Source organism: Streptomyces sp. NPDC047886 (assembly GCF_043204435.1).
In the GTDB taxonomy this organism is placed as follows: Bacteria; Actinomycetota; Actinomycetes; order Streptomycetales; family Streptomycetaceae; genus Streptomyces.
On record NZ_JBIDCF010000006.1, the window covers coordinates 285,956 to 302,381 of the forward strand.

Here is a 16,426-nt window from a genome sequence, read left to right on the forward strand (position 1 = left end):
CATGAGCTTCCTCGCATACGAGACCGGCGCGCCGATCGCCGACACCAAGGCCCCGCGCGGGCCGATCGCCGAACGCTGGGACACCCGCCGCTTCGAGGCGAAGCTGGTCAACCCGGCCAACCGCCGCAAGCACACCGTCATCGTCGTCGGCACCGGCCTCGCCGGCGGCTCCGCCGGGGCGACGCTCGCCGAACAGGGCTACCGCGTCGTCCAGTTCTGCTACCAGGACTCGCCGCGCCGCGCCCACTCGATCGCCGCGCAGGGCGGCATCAACGCCGCGAAGAACTACCGCAACGACGGCGACTCGGTCCACCGGCTGTTCTACGACACGGTCAAGGGCGGCGACTTCCGCGCCCGCGAGTCGAACGTGCACCGGCTCGCCCAGATCTCCGTCGAGATCATCGACCAGTGCGTCGCCCAGGGCGTGCCCTTCGCCCGCGAGTACGGGGGGCTCCTGGACACCCGCTCCTTCGGCGGCGTCCAGGTCTCCCGCACCTTCTACGCCCGGGGCCAGACGGGGCAGCAGCTGCTGCTGGGCGCCTACCAGGCGCTGTCCCGGCAGATCGCGGCGGGCAACGTCGAACTGCACGCCCGTACCGAGATGCTCGACCTGATCGTCGTCGACGGGCGGGCGCGCGGCATCGTCGCCCGCGACCTGGTCACGGGGGAGATCTCCAGCCACTTCGCGGACGCCGTCGTGCTGGCCACCGGCGGCTACGGCAACGTCTTCTACCTGTCGACCAACGCCATGAACTCCAACGCCACCGCCGTGTGGCGGGCGCACCGGCGCGGCGCGTACTTCGCCAACCCCTGCTTCACCCAGATCCACCCCACCTGCATCCCGCGCACCGGCGACCACCAGTCCAAGCTGACGCTGATGAGCGAGTCGCTCCGCAACGACGGACGCATCTGGGTGCCGAAGGCCCAGGGCGACCGCCGGCCGCCGAACGAGATCCCCGAGGCCGAGCGGGACTACTACCTGGAACGGATCTACCCCTCCTTCGGCAACCTGGTCCCGCGCGACATCGCCTCCCGCGCCGCGAAGAACGTCTGCGACGAGGGGCGCGGCGTCGGCCCCGGCGGGCAGGGGGTCTACCTGGACTTCGCCGACGCGATCCGGCGGATGGGCCGGGAGAAGGTCGAGGAGAAGTACGGCAACCTCTTCGACATGTACGAGCGGATCACCGCGGAGAACCCGTACGAGGTCCCCATGCGGATCTACCCGGCCGTGCACTACACGATGGGCGGACTGTGGGTCGACTACGACCTCCAGACCACCGTCCCGGGCCTGTTCGCCATCGGCGAGGCCAACTTCTCCGACCACGGCGCCAACCGGCTCGGCGCGTCCGCGCTGATGCAGGGCCTCGCCGACGGCTACTTCGTCCTGCCGTCGACCGTCAACGACTACCTGGCGCGCCTCCCGCGCCTGGAGCCGGTCACCGCCGCCCACCCCGCGGTGGAGGAGGCCGTCGCGGAGACCGAGGACCGGCTGCGGCTGCTGCTGGCCGTCGACGGCGACCGTACGCCCGACTCCTTCCACCGCGAGCTCGGTGAACTCATGTGGGAGCACTGCGGCATGGCCCGCACCGACGCCGGGCTGCGCAAGGCCCTGGAGCGGATACCGGAGATCCGCGAGGAGTTCTGGCGCCGCGTCAAGGTGCCGGGCACCGGCGAGGAGTTCAACCAGTCGCTGGAGAAGGCCAACCGGATCGTGGACTACCTGGAGCTCGCCGAGCTGATGTGCCTCGACGCGCTGCACCGCGCCGAGTCCTGCGGCGGCCACTTCCGCGAGGAGTCCCAGACCCCGGACGGCGAGGCCGCCCGCGACGACGCGGAGTTCTCCTACGCGGCGGCCTGGGAGTACCGGGGTTCCGGGGGCCGGTCCCCGGGTGGCCACGGCGCGGGGCCCGGCGCCGCGCCCGTCCTCCACAAGGAGGACCTCGTCTTCGAGTACGTGCACCCCACCCAGCGGAGCTACGCATGAGGCTCACCCTGCGCGTCTGGCGCCAGCAGAACGCCGAGGCCCCCGGGGCCATGGCCACGTACGAGGTCGACGGCGTCTCGGCCGACATGTCCTTCCTGGAGATGCTCGACACCCTGAACGAGGACCTGATCCTCCGGGGCGAGGACCCGGTCGCCTTCGACCACGACTGCCGCGAGGGCATCTGCGGCGCGTGCAGCCTCGTCATCAACGGCGACGCCCACGGCCCGGAGCGCACCACGACCTGCCAGCTGCACATGCGGTCCTTCCGGGACGGCGACACCATCGACATCGAGCCCTGGCGGGCCGCCGCCTTCCCCGTCGTGAAGGACCTGGTGGTGGACCGGTCCGCGTTCGACCGGATCATCCAGGCGGGCGGCTACATCTCCGTCCCCACCGGTTCGGCACCCGAGGCGCACGCCACGCCGGTGCCGAAGGACGACGCGGACTCCGCGTTCGAGCACGCCGAGTGCATCGGCTGCGGTGCCTGTGTGGCCGCCTGCCCCAACGGCTCGGCGATGCTGTTCACCTCCGCCAAGGTCAACCACCTCAACGTCCTCCCGCAGGGCGCCCCCGAGCGGGAGACCCGGGTCCTGGACATGGTCGCGCGGATGGACGAGGAGGGCTTCGGCGGCTGCACGCTGACCGGCGAGTGCGCCACCGCCTGCCCGAAGGGCATCCCGCTGCCGTCGATCGCGGCGATGAACAGGGAGTGGTTGCGGGCGGCCCGCCGCCGGACGGTTTAAGGACAGTTTGCGGGCGTGAGGCCCACCACATCCGGCGCCCCGGAGCCGAAGAATCTACACGTGATGGACACATTTCGTGCAGGACTTCCTCCGGGGTGCCGGTTCCGGCTGCCCGGACAACAAGATCAACCTCGTTCAACTCTGCACTATAGATGGGGAGATGTCCGTATCCGGGCCAACGCGATGCCGGAAATTTCCCCCATGCGACAGGCCCCGGTAGGCATATGCCGCCGGGGCTGCCGACCACAGCCCCGGGTGTGTTCGACCACCGCAGTCACTCACTTGGGGGTTCTTTTCTCATGTCCGGAATCACTCGCCGCCATGCCCTGGGAGCCGTCGCCGGCGCCGCAGCCGGCCTGACGGTCGCCGGCCCCGCGGTCGCGGCGTCACTGGCCCGCCCTGCCGCGGACCGGCCCACGCGGCGGACGGGCGCCGCGCGCGACGCGGCCGCCTTCGACGAGGTCTACAAGGGCCGCCGCATACAGGGCAGGCCCGCACAGGGCGGCGGCCACGGGGGCCATGGCGGCCACGGCGGGCACGGCGGGCACGGCGCCTGGACCGTGCACATAGACGGCGAGGAACTGCACGTCATGCAGAACGCCGACGGCACCTGGATCAGCGTCATCTCCCATTACGAGCCGGTCGCCTCGCCGCGCGCCGCGGCCCGCGCCGCCGTCCTGGAACTCCAGGGCGCCCCGCTCGTCCCCCTCGTCACCGCCTGATCCGGGAGCAGCACCACCATGACCGTACGCAAGAACCAGGCGCAGCTCACCGCCACCGAGAAGCGCCGCTTCATCGACGCTCTTCTGGAGCTGAAGCGCACCGGGCGGTACGACACCTTCGTCACCACCCACAACGCCTTCATCATGAGCGACACCGACAACGGTGACCGGGTCGGGCACCGTTCACCGTCGTTCCTGCCCTGGCACCGCAGGTACCTGATCGAGTTCGAACGGGCCCTCCAGTCCGTCGACCCGGCCGTCGCCCTGCCCTACTGGGACTGGACGGTCGACCGCACCCCCCGAGCGTCCCTGTGGGCGCCCGACTTCCTCGGCGGCACCGGCCGCAGCAGGGACGGGCAGGTCATGGACGGCCCGTTCGCCCGCTCAGGCAACCGCTGGACGATCGGTGTCCGCGTCGACGGCCGCGACTTCCTGCGCCGGTCCCTGGGCTCCGGCGGTCGGCAGCTGCCGACCCGCGCCGAGGTCGACTCCGTCCTCGCCATGGAGACCTATGACACGCCTCCCTGGAACAGCGCCTCGGACGGGTTCCGCAACCATCTTGAGGGCTGGCGCGGCGTCAACCTCCACAACCGCGTCCACGTCTGGGTGGGCGGACAGATGGGAACCGGAGTCTCCCCGAACGACCCGGTGTTCTGGCTGCACCACGCGTTCGTGGACAAGCTGTGGTCGGACTGGCAGAAGCTCCACCCGAACTCGCCCTACCTGCCCGCCGGCGGCACCCGGGACGTCGTGGACCTGAACGACACGATGCGGCCGTGGAACGACGTGACCCCGGCCGACATGCTCGACCACACCCCGCACTACACCTACGACACCCCGTAGGCCCGAGCGGTACACCCACGCGGTGCGGCTGCCCCCGCACCGCTCATCCGTCCGCCCCGGCACCGCTCATCCCGCGCCTCCGTCCCTCAGCGTCTCGGTCCCTCAGCCCCTCAGTGCCGCAGCGTCTCGGTCCCTCAGCCCCTCAGTGCCTCAGCCCTCAGCGCCTCGGTCCCTCAGCGCTCCCTCAGCCCCGCGAGCCGGGCCAGTCTCCTGAACGAGTCCCGCAGCGCCACCCGGTCGTACGTGCTCGTCGTCACCAGGATCTCGTCGGCGCCCGTCTCCTCCACCACGTCCTCCAACGCGTCCCGCACCTCGTCCTCGGTGCCGTGGATGTGGCCGCGCAGCCCGGCCTCGTAGAACTCCCGCTGCCGGGCCGTCATCGTCCGCCCCTCGACCTCCTCCGGCGGCGCGAGCGGCGGAAACTCGCCGTGCGTCCGCGAGTACGCCAGCGCCCAGGCCTCCGGGACCAGTAGCCGCGCCGCCTCCCGCCGCGTCGCGGCCACCGCCACCGTGCCCGCCACGACCACGTACGGCTCCTCCGCCCACACGGACGGCCGGAAACCCGCCCGGTACCGGTCGATCGCGGCGAGCACCTTCGTACGGCCCCTGAGGTCCCCGATGACCAGCGGCAGCCCGGCCGCCGCGGCGACATCCGCGCCCTCGCCCGTCGCCAGCACGAACGGCGGCACCCTCAACCCCTCCGCCGGACGGGCGTGCACCTGCGGATGGGCCCGCTGCGTCCCCCGGAACCAGCCCAGCAGCTCGTCCAGCAGCTCAGCGAAGCCGTCCGCGTCCCGCTTGCCACGGCCGAGCGCCCGCCGTATCCCGTCCGTGAACCCCACCGAACGCCCCAGGCCCATGTCGATCCGGCCGGGGAACAGGGCCTCCAGCACCCCGAACTGCTCGGCGACCACCAGCGGCTGATGGTTCGGCAGCATCACGCCACCGGTACCGACCCGGATCGTGGACGTCGCGGCGGCGACGGCGGCCGCGAGGACGGTCGGCGCCGACCCCGCGACCCCCGGCACGCCATGGTGCTCGGAGACCCAGAAGCGGTGGTAGCCGAGCGCCTCCGCCTCCCGGGCGAGGTCGACCGTGTCACGCAGCGCCCGCGCCGGTTCCCGCCCCTCACGGGTGCGGGAGCGGTCGAGGACGGACAGCCGGAGCGGAGCGGTCATGGCGTTCACGCTCGGTTCAACATCCGCGGTGCGCCAGGATTCCCGACGGCGGCGGTCCCTAGGCTGGCCGTGTGACAGGAGACAGCACCACATCCGCCGCGCGGCGGCCACTCGCCGTGTTCGACCTCGACAACACCCTCTCCGACGCCCGCCACCGCCAGCGGTTCCTGGAACGCGGGCCGCGCGACTGGGACGCGTTCTTCGCCGCGGCGCCCCAGGACCCGCCGCTCGCCGAAGGCGTGGCGCTGTGCCTGGACGCGGCGGCGGAGTGTGAGATCCGCTACCTCACCGGCCGCCCCGAACGCTGCCGCCAGGACACCCTGGACTGGCTGGCCGCGCACGGGCTCCCCGAGGGGCGCGTCCACATGCGCGGGAACGACGACCGCCGGCCCGCCCGGACGACCAAACTGGAGGTCCTGCGCAGGATCGGCCGCGCACGGGAGATCCGCATGCTGGTGGACGACGACGAGCTGGTGTGCGACGCGGCGGAGCGCGCCGGTTTCCGGGTCGTCCGCGCTCGCTGGGCCACGAGCTCCGAGGCGCTGAAGGCGGCCCAGGAGAAGGAGGGCCGTACGTAGGGCAGGGACGGACCGCGGGACCGGCCCCGGCCCCGCCGGCGTACCGGGTGAGGTGTCCGGCGTCAGCCCTCGTGGACGTCGCCGGCCTCGTCCAGCCGGAAACCGACCTTCAGTCCCACCTGGTAGTGCGCGATCTGCCCGTTCTCCAGATGGCCCCTGACCTGGGTCACCTCGAACCAGTCCAGGTTGTGCAGGGTCTGCGACGCACGCGCGATGCCGTTGCGGATGGCGTCGTCGATGCCGTCGTGCGAGGTGCCGACGATCTCGGTGACGCGATACGTGTGGTGGGACATGGGGCCTCCTCGTCGCCCGGTGGTGGTCCTTTCCACCGTGCCCCACGTCGCCCCGGTCCGCGAGGCGGACGAGGTCGGGGCCGGGCCGGGGCTTGACCGGGGCATTGGTCCATACCAAAATCCAGCCATCCGCCCGTGCGAACCCGGTTCGCTCCCCCCACGTCGGGTCCGTCCTCCGCATGCCGTGCCGAAGGTGACCTACGTGAAGAAACGCCGCCCGCTCGCCTGTACCGCCGCCCTCCTGACGCTGACGGCCCTGGCCGGATGCGGACTGGTACCCGGATCCGACGGCGGCGCGCGCCGCACGGTCACCGTGTGGCTGATGCGCAACAGCGTCTCCGAGGACTTCCTGCAGCGCTTCACCGAGGCGTACGAGAAGGAGAACCCGACCGTACGGCTCGACGTGGCCTTCCAGGAGTGGACCGGCATCGTCGACAAGGTCACCGCCGCCCTGGAGAGCGACGACGCCCCCGACGTCATCGAGGTCGGCAACACCCAGGTCGCCCAGTACGCCGAGACCGACAACCTGTACGAACTGACACTGGAGGCCGTACGGGACCTCGGCCACCAGGACTGGCTGCCCGGACTCGCCGAACCCGGCAGCATCAAGGGCTCCCAGTACGGCATCCCCTGGTACGCCGCCAACCGGGTGGTCATCTACCACAAGGACCACTTCGCCGACGCCGGCATCCGCACGCCCCCGAAGACCCGCGACCGGTGGCTGGACGACACCGAGAAGCTCAACCGGATCGGCACGCAGGGCATCTACCTCTCCGGACAGGACTGGTACACGCTCGCCGGCTTCGTCTGGGACGAGGGCGGCGACCTCGCGGTCGAGAAGGCGGGCGAGTGGACCGGCACGCTCCACAGCCCCGAGGCGCTCAAGGGCATGGACTTCTACAAGGAGCTCCAGTCGCTCGGCTCGGGCCCCAAGGACGCCGACGAGCAGACACCGCCGCAGACCGACGTCTTCGCCACCGGGGACGTCGCACAGATCATCGCGCCGCCCGGGGCCGCCGTCGCCATCGAGGAGGCCAACCCCGCGCTCAAGGGGAAGCTGGGCTTCTTCCCCATCCCCGGCCGGACCCCGGACAAGCCGTGCGCCGTCTTCACCGGCGGATCCGACCTCGTCGTCCCGGTGAACTCACGGGACCGGGACGCCGCGATCGGCGTCGTCAAGGCACTCGCCGGCGAGAAGTGGCAGACCGATCTGGCCCGCACCATGAAGTACGTGCCCAACAAGGCGTCCCTCGCGTCCGCCGTCGCGGGCGAGGAGGCGACCGCGGCGATGGCGGCGGGCGCCGCGCACGGCCGCGCCACACCCAACTCGCCCCGCTGGGCGGCCGTCGAGGCGGACAACCCCATCAAGCCGTACATGACGGCGGTCCTGCGGGGCGAGGACCCCGAACGGGCGGCGAAGGCGGCGTCGCAGCGCATCACCGAGGCGCTGCGCGACTGACCGTCCCCGCCGCGGTGGACACCACCGCGGCCGCCGGGCGCGGCGTACCGGGCATTCAGCGGGCGCACATCCCCGCTCCGCCGGACCGTCATTCCGAATCCAGCCGGCGGCGGGAGAAGTAGGGAGCGGGCCGCCGCAGCGGCGGTCCGGCCCCACCGCCCGGCCACAGGAGACCGCCATGCCCGCTTCACCCGCCACCGCGCTCGTCCCGCCCCTCGCCCCCGAGACGCCCCGGCCCCTCGACACCGGGGCGCCCCGGCTCGTCCCGCCGGCCACCGCCGCCCCCGCCCCGGACGAGGAGGCCCAGCCCCGGTACGCGGTGCGCCTCGCCCGGCACCAGGACGAGGTACGGGCCGCCCAGCGGCTGCGCCACCTGGTGTTCGCGGGCGAACTCGGCGCCCGCGTCGAAGGACCCGAACCCGGTCTCGACAGCGACGCGTTCGACGCGTACTGCGACCACCTGCTCGTCCACGAGGAGACGACCGGCGAGATCGTCGGCACCTACCGGCTGCTCCCGCCCGACCGCGCCCGCATAGCCGGACGCCTCTACTCCGAGGGCGAGTTCGACCTGACCCGCCTCGCCCCCGTCCGCGACGACCTCGTCGAGGTCGGCCGCTCCTGCGTCCACCCCGCCCACCGCAACGGCGCCGTCATCTCCCTCATCTGGGCCGGCATCGCCCGCTACATGACCCGCACCGGGCACGAGTGGCTCGCCGGCTGCTGCTCCGTCCCGCTCTCCGACGGCGGCGCCCTCGCCGCCGCCACCTGGCGGACCGTGAAGGCCAGGCACCTCGCGCCCGAGGAGTACTGGGTCACCCCGCACAAGCTCTGGTCCCCCGAGGGGATCGACGTACCGGCCGGCCGCACCCAGCTGCCGCCGCTGCTGCGCGGCTACCTCAGGCTTGGCGCCTGGGTGTGCGGCGCGCCCGCCCATGACGTCGACTTCGGCGTCGCCGACCTGTACGTCCTGCTGTCACTGCGCCGCACCGACCCCCGCTACCTGCGCCACTTCCTCTCCCTCGCCCCGCTGGCATGACCCCCCGGCCCCTCTCCGCCCCGGGGCGGGACCGCTCGCCCTGGCTGCCCACATCGCCGTGCACCCCGCGGGGCTGCGCGACCACGTCGGACGGCGCATGCCCGGTGCCCCCGGTGTGGGCGGCCGTACGGCTCACGGCCGGCATCCTCGTCGTGCTCACCGGGGTGCTCCTCGCCCCGCTCACCGCGCTGTTCGCCGCCGCCGCACGCCATGCCCTCACCCGGCTGTGGTGCGGGGCCGTACTCAGCGCCTTCGGCGTCCGTATCCGAGTGGTGGGTACGCCAAGGGGCGGGCCACAGCTCGTGGTGGCCAACCACATCTCCTGGCTGGACGTACCGCTCATCGCGGCGGTCCTGCCCGGCCGGATGGTCGCCAAGAGCGAGATACGGCACTGGCCGCTCCTCGGCCCGCTCGCCGCCCGGGGCGGCACCCTCTTCGTGGCCCGCGACCGGTTGCGGAGCCTGCCCGGCACGGTCCGCGCGCTGGCGGACGCGCTCACATCGGGGGCGCGCGTGGTGGTCTTCCCCGAGGGCTCCACCTGGTGCGGGCGCGCGTCGGGCCGGTTCCGGCCGGCCGCGTTCCAGGCGGCCCTGGACGCCGGTGCGCCCGTCCAGCCCGTACGGATCGCCTATCTGCCCGTCGGACCCGCCGCGTTCGTCGGCGACGACCCGCTCCCGGCGTCGCTGTGGCGGGTCGCGGCGGCCGGCGGGCTGACCGCGGAGATCCGGATCCTGGACCCGATCCCCGCGGCGCCCGGGACCGACCGCCGCTCCCTGGCTTGGGCGGCTCAGACGGCCGTCGCCAGCGACACCGCGAACCGTCCGCGCTCGTCGGTCCACCACCGGGCCAGTTCGAGCCCGGCGGCCGCGAGTTCGGCCCGCACGCCCTCCTGACGGAACTTCGCCGAGACCTCCGTACGCATCTCCTCACCCGCCTCGAACGTCACCGCGAGCGCCAGTTCGGGGATCTTCACGGTCAGCGCGGAGCGCGCCCGCAGCCGCATCTCCATCCACTCGCGCTCCCGGTCCCACACCGCCACATGGTCGAAGTCGGCCGGGTCCACGTCCGCGCCCAGCTCCCGCGCGAGCACCGACAGGACGTTCTTGTTGAACGCGGCGGTCACACCCGCCGCGTCGTCGTACGCGGCGACGAGTGTCTCCTCGTCCTTCACCAGGTCGGTACCGAGCAGCAGCGCGTCACCGGGTGCCAGCAGCGCCCGCACCGACCGCAGGAACAACGCCCGCTGGCTCGGCAGCAGGTTGCCCAGCGTGCCGCCGAGGAAGGCGACCAGCCGGGGCCCCGGCGTACCGGGCAGGGCGAGGCCCCGGGTGAAGTCGGCGACCAGGGCGTGCACCCGCAGCCCCGGCACGTCCGTCGTCAGCGCCTCGGCCGCGCCGGTGAGCGCGCTCTCGCTGACGTCGACGGGCACATAGCTGTCCAGGCCCGGCAGCAGCGCGTCGATCAGATGGCGGGTCTTCTCGGATGACCCCGAGCCCAGCTCGACCAGGGTCCGGGCGCCGGTCGCGGCGGCGATCTCGGGCGCCCGGGCGATCAGGATCTCCCGCTCCGCCCGGGTCGGGTAGTACTCCGGCAGTCGGGTGATCTCCTCGAACAGTTCGCTGCCCCGCGCGTCGTAGAACCACTTGGGCGGCAGCTCTTTCGGCGTGCGGGTCAGGCCGTTGCGCACGTCGGCGCGCAGGTCGGCGGCGGTGGCACCCTCGGGCAGGGTGCGGGTCAGCAGGAACGGGCTCACGCGGGGGACTCCTCGAGCGGGCTGAACGAAGGGGAAGGGGCGGGGCGGCCGCCCGATGGCGCGCGGGACGCCAGCGGCACGAGCGAGACGGCGGTACGGGTCGCGGTGAGCACGACGCGGTCCGGCACCTCGCGCCAGCGGGGATCGTCGTCGTACGGCTCCGAGGCCACCACCGTGCGGCCCGCCTCCGCGTCCGCGAGGTACCACAGGGTGTCGCCCCAGGTCGTCGCGGTGACCGTCGCGCCGTCGGTGAGCAGCAGGTTCAGCCGGGAACCCGGGGCCGCCGCCGCGACGCCGAGCACCGTCGCCGCGAGTGCCGCGTCCGGGGCCTCGCCCGCCCGCAGCCGGTGCAGCACCAGCGCCCACACGAGCGCCGAGTCGTTGCGCGCCTCCAGCGACAGCAACTCGTCGCCCGGCAGCCCGCCGGCGAGTGCCGCGACGGAGCCGGGCCATCCGGTGACCGCCCCGTTGTGGCTGAACAGCCACCGGCCGCCGGCGAACGGAGCCGCCGCCGCCTCCGCGTCGGCGCCCGCCAGCGTGGCGTCCCGCACGGCGGCCAGCAGAGCACCGGAGCGCACCACCCGGGCCAGATCGGCGAACGACCGGTCGGCCCAGATGGGGCCCGCGCGCCGGTAGCGCGCGGGTACCGGGTCGCCCGGCGCGTACCAGCCGACCCCGAAACCGTCCGCGTTCACCGTGCCGTGGCGCTGCCGGCGCGGCTCCCAGGACTGCCGGTACAGCCCGTGCGCGGGGCTCACCAGCAGCTCCCCGAGCGCGGTCGCGGGCCCGACGAACGCCAGATGGCGGCACATCAGGCGCCACCCCCGTCCCGGGCGGTGCGGAATCCGGAGAAGATCTGCCGCCGCACCGGCAGGTCCCAGTTGCGGAACGTGCCCCGGCAGGCGACCGCGTCCACGGCGAACGAGCCACCGCGCAGCACCTTGTGCGCCGGGCCGAAGAACACCTCCGAGTACTCCCGGTAGGGGAAGGCCACGAAGCCCGGGTACGGCAGGAAGTCGCTGGACGTCCACTCCCACACGTCACCGATCAGCTGCCGCACCCCGAGCGGCGAGCCGCCCGCCGGGTAGGACCCCGCCGGTGCCGGGCGCAGATGGCGCTGGCCCAGGTTGGCGTGGTCCGGCGTCGGATCCGCGTCGCCCCACGGGAAGCGCAGCGAACGGCCGGAGACCGGGTCGTGGCGGGCCGCCTTCTCCCATTCGGTCTCCGTCGGCAGCCGCCGGCCCGCCCAGCGGGCGTACGCGTCCGCCTCGTACCAGCTCACATGGAGCACCGGCTCGTCGTCGGGCACCGGCTCGACGACGCCGAAGCGGCGCCGCAGCCACCGCCCGCCAGGCCCGCCGTCCCGCTGCCAGAAGAGCGGCGCGCCGATGCCGTGTTCCCGGATCTGGGCCCAGCCCTCGGGCGCCCACCAGCGGGCGTCGCGGTAACCGCCGTCCTCGATGAACCGCAGGTACGCGCCGTTGGTGACCGGCACGGTGTCGATGAAGAACTCCGGTACGTCGCGGACGTGGGCGGGCCGTTCGTTGTCCAGGGCCCACGGCTCGGCCGACGTGCCCATCGTGAACGGGCCGCCCGGCACCCGTACCTCGGCGGGCAGCCCCGCCGCGTCGGGCCCGGCCGGCGGCGGCTCGGGCGCCGTCAGCACGGCGGGCCCCCGGCGCAGCTGGTGCGTGATCAGCATGGTCTCGTCGTGCTGCTGCTCGTGCTGGGCGATCATCCCGAAGGCGAACCCCGCGTCCACCAGCGGGCGCCCCTCCAGCGGGGTGCGGTCCAGGACGTCCAGGACCCGGTCGCGTACGTCGGCGGCGTAGCCCCGGGCCTCGGCGGGCGCCAGCAGCGGCAGCGAGGGCCGGGCCGCCCGGGGGTGTTCGAACGCGTCGTACAGGGAGTCGATGTCGGGGCGCATCGCCTCGCGACCGGCGACGGCGCGGAGCAGCCACTGCTCCTCCTGGTTGGAGATGTGGGCCAGGTCCCAGACGAGCGGTGACATCAGCGGCGAGTGCTGGGCGGTGAGGTCGTCCTCGTCGACACAGTCGGTGAGCAGGGTGGTCCGGGCCCGGGCGGCCGTCAGCGCGGCCAGCGCGCGCCGCCTGAGCTCTTCGGGGTCGGTCATGCGCGGAGGTCCTTCCCGAGTACGGGGGTCGGGGTCGGCGGCTCGTCGGCGGGGCATCGGCCCCGTGCGACATGGCGTTCGGCGAACGCGGCGACGGCCTCGCGTACGGACGCGTCGGCGCCGCTCCGTGCCAGTGCCTCGCCCGCCAGCGCGAAGCAGGCGACGGCGGCCTCGTGCAGCCGGGGCGCGGCCAGGCCGTCGCGTACCGCGCTCCGCCAGTGCGCGTCCAGCGGCGGGCGCGGCGCCCCGGCCGCCCCGGCGAGCGGCGCCACGATCCGGTACGCGGCCTCCGCCGCCTCCGGGTCGTCGAACAGCGCGGTGGTGACCGCGAGCGGCACGATCCAGCCGTCCTCGCCCGGCTGGGCGTCGACCATGCGCAGTTCGAGGTGGCCGCGCGGCCGCACCGGCGGGAACACCGTCGACACGTGGTAGTCGAGGTCCGCGCGGGTGGGCGGTCTGCGCCGCCCGCCGCGCAGCCAGCCGCGGAACGTCAGCCCGTCCGGGACGGCCCAGGGGCCGCGCTCGGCCCGGACGCACATCACCGGAGCGTCCAGGACGTGCGCCGCCCAGGCGGCACGGGGCTCGCCGTCGAGGTCCGGGGCGACGCCGCGCACCGGATCGAGCTCGGCCCACAGCCACTGCCGGGTGGAGCGCAGACCGGTCGGTCTGCCGTGCAGGGTGGGGGAGTTGGCGAACGACGCGACCAGGACGGGGCCCAGCAGATGGGCCAGCCGCCAGCGCCGTTCGAAGCCGAGGGGACCCGGCCCCTCGTGCCCGGCGTCCAGACAGATCTGCACGGAGGCGGAGTCCCGCATCATGGCCCGCCCGGCGGGGCCCGAACGGTCCAGATACGCCTCCATGGCGTCGTAACGGGGCTCGCGCAGCAGCCGCTCGCGCGGCGAGAGCCAGGGATCGGTTCCGTGTCCGGTGAGGGTGAGGCCGAGAGCGCGGAGCGCGGTGCGCACGGCGGTCAGGTCGGCCGAGACGATGCCGACACAGTCGTCGAGGGAGGCGGCGGGCGGCGAGCTGAGCTCCAGCTGCCCGCCTGGTTCGAGGGTGAGGGCCGACCGCAGGGGCACGGTCCGCAGGACCGCGAAGGCGGTGCGTAACCGGTCGGCGGGTACGGGGATGTGCGGGTCTCGCAGATCGTGGACGAACCATTCGACTTCTACCCCGACCGTGCGGGGCGGGCCCGTCTTGAAGCAGATGCACCGCAACAGGTCCTCTGCCTCGTCCTCGGACAGCGGGGCTCCGCCGTCGTTGACGTCGCTCGGTGACATGGTGGGTTCCTCGGATCGATGGACGTACGTGCCGATCCACCTAAACCAAAGCACCACTGATCGCACAAGAGTGCCACCGGGTAACGGTGTTCGCGCCCCGGCCACCGCCGTGCCCCGGATCGTCCGGGAACGAAAACCCGTTGCCGGACGCCGGATTGCCCCGCAGGATGCCGGGTATGAGTGCACGTCTGCGTCAGATCGCGAAGGACACCGAGGCGATCGTCGCCGCCGGCCGCTACACGTCACCCGGCGGCCGCGAGGTCCGCATCGCCGACGCGGTGGCCACCGCCCTGGCCGGCACCCGGATGTACGGACCCGAGCCCGTCCCCGTCACCCCCGACACCGGCCGCACGACCCGCGTCGAGGTCACCGGGGAGTCCAGCACGCAGGCGGCACGACGCCTCACCGGCGCCGCGCCCGAGCCGGTCGCGGTGCTCAACTTCTCGTCCGCCCGCAACCCCGGCGGCGGCTACCTCAACGGCGCGCAGGCGCAGGAGGAGGCGCTCTGCCGGGCATCGGCGCTGTACGCCACGCTGCTGCGCGTACCGGGGTTCTACGAGCACCACCGCGCCGACCGCGACCCCTTCTACTCGGACCGGGTCGTCCACTCACCCGGCGTCCCCGTCTTCCGCGACGACCGGGGCGGGCTCCTCGACACCCCGTACCGGGTCGGGTTCCTCACCTCGCCCGCGCCCAACGCCGGTGTGATCGTCCGGCGTACGCCCGATGCCGCCCCGCGCATACCCGAGGCGCTCGCCTCGCGCGCCGAACGCGTGCTGGAGACCGCCGCCGTGTGCGGCTACCGCCGGCTCGTACTGGGCGCCTGGGGCTGCGGCGTCTTCCGCAACGACCCGAAGACGGTCGCCGAGGCGTTCGCGACGCTGCTCACGGCCGACGGACGAGCCGCGCCGGGCCGGTTCGCGGGCCACTTCGACGAGGTGGTGTTCGCCATCCTCGACCGCACCCCGCGCACCACCACCCTCGGCGCGTTCCGCGACGTCTTCGCCGACGGGCGCCCGGCTCGGCGGTAGCGCTCGGCTCCGGCAGGGGGCACCGTAGCGGCTGTCCGGCCCACTCCACGGGGCGCGCCGGCCGCCGGGGCCGCACCCTCAGGGCATGATCACCGAAACCACCCCGGCCGCGCGCCCCGCCCGTGCCGCCCGCAGGGCCCGTAGGCTGCCTGCCGCCCTCGCCCTGACCGTCCTGACCGTCACCGTCGCCGTCGTCGGCCCGTCCGCGCCGCGCGGCGCCCACGCCGCGCCCGGCCCCGGGTCCGCACCAGGCCCCGGCGCCCATGCCGGGCACGGCCCCGGCGCCGCCGCGCGTGCGGCACACGCCGTACCTCCGGCGCTGACCCCGCCGCCCGCCGCTCCTCCGGATGTACGGACGGTCTCCGCCTGGCTGCCGTACTGGAACCAGGAAGCCGCCTACCAGGACGCCCTGCGCCACGCCCGGCAGCTCCACACCGTCAGCCCGTTCTGGTACCGCGCCCTGCCGACCGGCGAGATCGAGCCGTACCCGGGCGCGGGCGAGCGGCGCGTCATCGACGGTCTGCGCCGGGCCGGCATCAAGGTCGTCCCCACCGTCAGCGAGACCATGGCACCCGGCGCGCTCGCCGCCCTGGTGACCAGCCCCGAACGCCGCACGGCCCATGCCGCGGCGCTCGTACGGACCGTGCGCGGCCGTGCGTACGACGGGCTCGACCTCGACTACGAGTCGATCGCGCCGACCGGTGACGCGGAGCGCCCCGCCGTCCGCGCGGGCTACGCGGACCTGGTCGCCGAGGTCTGCCGACGGCTCCACGCCCTGCGCAAACTGTGCGTGGTGACCGTCTCACCGCAGACCGCGACGACCGGGCGGGTCTGGGACTACGCACGGCTCGGCCACGCCGTCGACCGGCTCCGGATCATGGGCTACGACCTGCACTGGAAGGGCGGCGAACCGGGACCCCTGGCGACCCCGCAGTGGTACGACGAGACGCTGCGCCGCGCCACCTCGCTCGTCCCGCGCGACCGGATCGAACTGGCCCTGCCCGGATACGGCTGGAACTGGCCCGCCGACGGCGGCCGGGCCACCCATGTCACCTGGCGGGAGGCGGAGGCGCTGCGCACGGCGCACAACCGCCCGTACCACCTCGACCCGGCCTCGGGGACACCCCACTTCAGCTACCGGGAAGGCGGCGGGACCCGTCACGTCTGGTACCAGGACGCGCGGGGCGTCGCCGCGCATCTGCCGGTGCTGCGCCGCCACGGCGTACGCAACACCGCGCTGTGGGCGCTCGACTTCGAGGACCCCGAGGTCTGGCCGGTCCTGGCGCGCGGCTGACCCCCGCCAGCGCCGGGGCCTCCGCCCGCGGCCCCCGTCCCGTCACCGCCGTCCGCCCTCCGCCGTCCGCTGTCATCGCCGTCCGCCGTGCGTCCGAC

The 16,426-nt window shown here is 73.7% G+C and carries 16 protein-coding genes; 10 read left to right on the forward strand and 6 right to left on the reverse strand.

What is annotated here, in order from left to right:
- The first annotated feature begins 1 nt into the window (after position 1).
- The 4 genes from ACGF5U_RS21805 to ACGF5U_RS21820 all read left to right on the forward strand — a co-directional run bounded on the left by ACGF5U_RS21805 (position 2) and on the right by ACGF5U_RS21820 (position 4,292).
- Positions 2-1,984: a fumarate reductase/succinate dehydrogenase flavoprotein subunit gene (locus ACGF5U_RS21805; RefSeq protein WP_392711622.1), complete on the forward strand. Its 1,983-nt coding sequence runs from the start codon at positions 2-4 to the stop codon at positions 1,982-1,984.
- Entirely contained in the window at positions 1,981-2,727 is a 747-nt protein-coding gene (locus ACGF5U_RS21810; RefSeq protein ID WP_392711623.1) for a succinate dehydrogenase/fumarate reductase iron-sulfur subunit, read from the forward strand. Before ACGF5U_RS21805 ends, ACGF5U_RS21810 begins: the two co-directional genes overlap by 4 nt.
- Positions 2,728-3,026: 299 nt before the next feature.
- Positions 3,027-3,449, forward strand: a complete 423-nt coding sequence (locus tag ACGF5U_RS21815; protein WP_392711625.1) for a tyrosinase cofactor — start codon at positions 3,027-3,029, stop codon at positions 3,447-3,449.
- 18 nt (positions 3,450-3,467) lie between these two features.
- Positions 3,468-4,292 carry a tyrosinase family protein gene (locus ACGF5U_RS21820; RefSeq protein ID WP_392711626.1) on the forward strand — a complete coding sequence of 275 codons (825 nt, stop codon included), beginning with the start codon at positions 3,468-3,470 and terminating at the stop codon, positions 4,290-4,292.
- Positions 4,293-4,465: 173 nt separating this feature from the next.
- On the opposite strand, the gene ACGF5U_RS21825 is transcribed toward ACGF5U_RS21820, so the two are convergent.
- Positions 4,466-5,470 (reverse strand): MsnO8 family LLM class oxidoreductase, encoded by a 1,005-nt coding sequence (locus ACGF5U_RS21825; RefSeq protein WP_392711627.1) that lies wholly within the window; start codon positions 5,468-5,470, stop codon positions 4,466-4,468.
- Positions 5,471-5,541: 71 nt separating this feature from the next.
- On the opposite strand from ACGF5U_RS21825, the gene ACGF5U_RS21830 reads away from it, so the two are divergent.
- A complete protein-coding gene (locus ACGF5U_RS21830; RefSeq protein ID WP_392711629.1) occupies positions 5,542-6,048 on the forward strand; it encodes a hypothetical protein in 507 nt (168 codons plus the stop codon).
- 62 nt (positions 6,049-6,110) lie between these two features.
- Here ACGF5U_RS21830 and ACGF5U_RS21835 read toward each other — a convergent pair whose 3' ends face one another.
- Complete coding sequence (locus tag ACGF5U_RS21835; protein ID WP_392711630.1) at positions 6,111-6,341, reverse strand: dodecin; 231 nt, start codon at positions 6,339-6,341, stop codon at positions 6,111-6,113.
- Positions 6,342-6,543: 202 nt separating this feature from the next.
- Between ACGF5U_RS21835 and ACGF5U_RS21840 the strand changes: the two genes are divergently transcribed.
- The 3 genes from ACGF5U_RS21840 (at position 6,544) to ACGF5U_RS21850 (ending at position 9,729) form a co-directional block, all read left to right on the forward strand.
- Positions 6,544-7,800 carry an extracellular solute-binding protein gene (locus tag ACGF5U_RS21840; RefSeq protein WP_392711631.1) on the forward strand — a complete coding sequence of 419 codons (1,257 nt, stop codon included), beginning with the start codon at positions 6,544-6,546 and terminating at the stop codon, positions 7,798-7,800.
- A gap of 178 nt (positions 7,801-7,978) precedes the next feature.
- Positions 7,979-8,836, forward strand: coding sequence for a GNAT family N-acetyltransferase (locus ACGF5U_RS21845; protein ID WP_392711632.1), 858 nt, complete (start codon positions 7,979-7,981; stop codon positions 8,834-8,836).
- Positions 8,833-9,729: a lysophospholipid acyltransferase family protein gene (locus ACGF5U_RS21850; RefSeq protein WP_392711634.1), complete on the forward strand. Its 897-nt coding sequence runs from the start codon at positions 8,833-8,835 to the stop codon at positions 9,727-9,729. Before ACGF5U_RS21845 ends, ACGF5U_RS21850 begins: the two co-directional genes overlap by 4 nt.
- Here ACGF5U_RS21850 and egtD read toward each other — a convergent pair.
- The 4 genes from egtD to egtA are packed head-to-tail and all read right to left on the reverse strand — an operon-like array spanning position 9,624 to position 14,003.
- Positions 9,624-10,589 (reverse strand): L-histidine N(alpha)-methyltransferase, encoded by a 966-nt coding sequence (gene egtD, locus ACGF5U_RS21855; protein WP_392711635.1) that lies wholly within the window; start codon positions 10,587-10,589, stop codon positions 9,624-9,626. The genes ACGF5U_RS21850 and egtD overlap by 106 nt on opposite strands.
- Positions 10,586-11,401, reverse strand: coding sequence for an ergothioneine biosynthesis protein EgtC (gene egtC / locus ACGF5U_RS21860; RefSeq protein WP_392711636.1), 816 nt, complete (start codon positions 11,399-11,401; stop codon positions 10,586-10,588). The genes egtD and egtC overlap by 4 nt, the downstream gene beginning before the upstream one ends.
- On the reverse strand, positions 11,401-12,723 hold the full coding sequence (gene egtB / locus ACGF5U_RS21865; RefSeq protein WP_392711637.1) for an ergothioneine biosynthesis protein EgtB: 1,323 nt from the start codon (positions 12,721-12,723) through the stop codon (positions 11,401-11,403). Before egtB ends, egtC begins: the two co-directional genes overlap by 1 nt.
- Positions 12,720-14,003 carry an ergothioneine biosynthesis glutamate--cysteine ligase EgtA gene (gene egtA, locus ACGF5U_RS21870; RefSeq protein ID WP_392711638.1) on the reverse strand — a complete coding sequence of 428 codons (1,284 nt, stop codon included), beginning with the start codon at positions 14,001-14,003 and terminating at the stop codon, positions 12,720-12,722. Before egtA ends, egtB begins: the two co-directional genes overlap by 4 nt.
- Positions 14,004-14,179: 176 nt before the next feature.
- Between egtA and ACGF5U_RS21875 the strand changes: the two genes are divergently transcribed.
- Both ACGF5U_RS21875 and ACGF5U_RS21880 read left to right on the forward strand, forming a co-directional pair.
- Positions 14,180-15,034, forward strand: a complete 855-nt coding sequence (locus tag ACGF5U_RS21875; protein WP_392711639.1) for a TIGR02452 family protein — start codon at positions 14,180-14,182, stop codon at positions 15,032-15,034.
- An 85-nt stretch (positions 15,035-15,119) separates the two neighbouring features.
- Complete coding sequence (locus ACGF5U_RS21880) at positions 15,120-16,328, forward strand: glycosyl hydrolase family 18 protein (protein ID WP_392711640.1); 1,209 nt, start codon at positions 15,120-15,122, stop codon at positions 16,326-16,328.
- Positions 16,329-16,426: the final 98 nt, after the last annotated feature.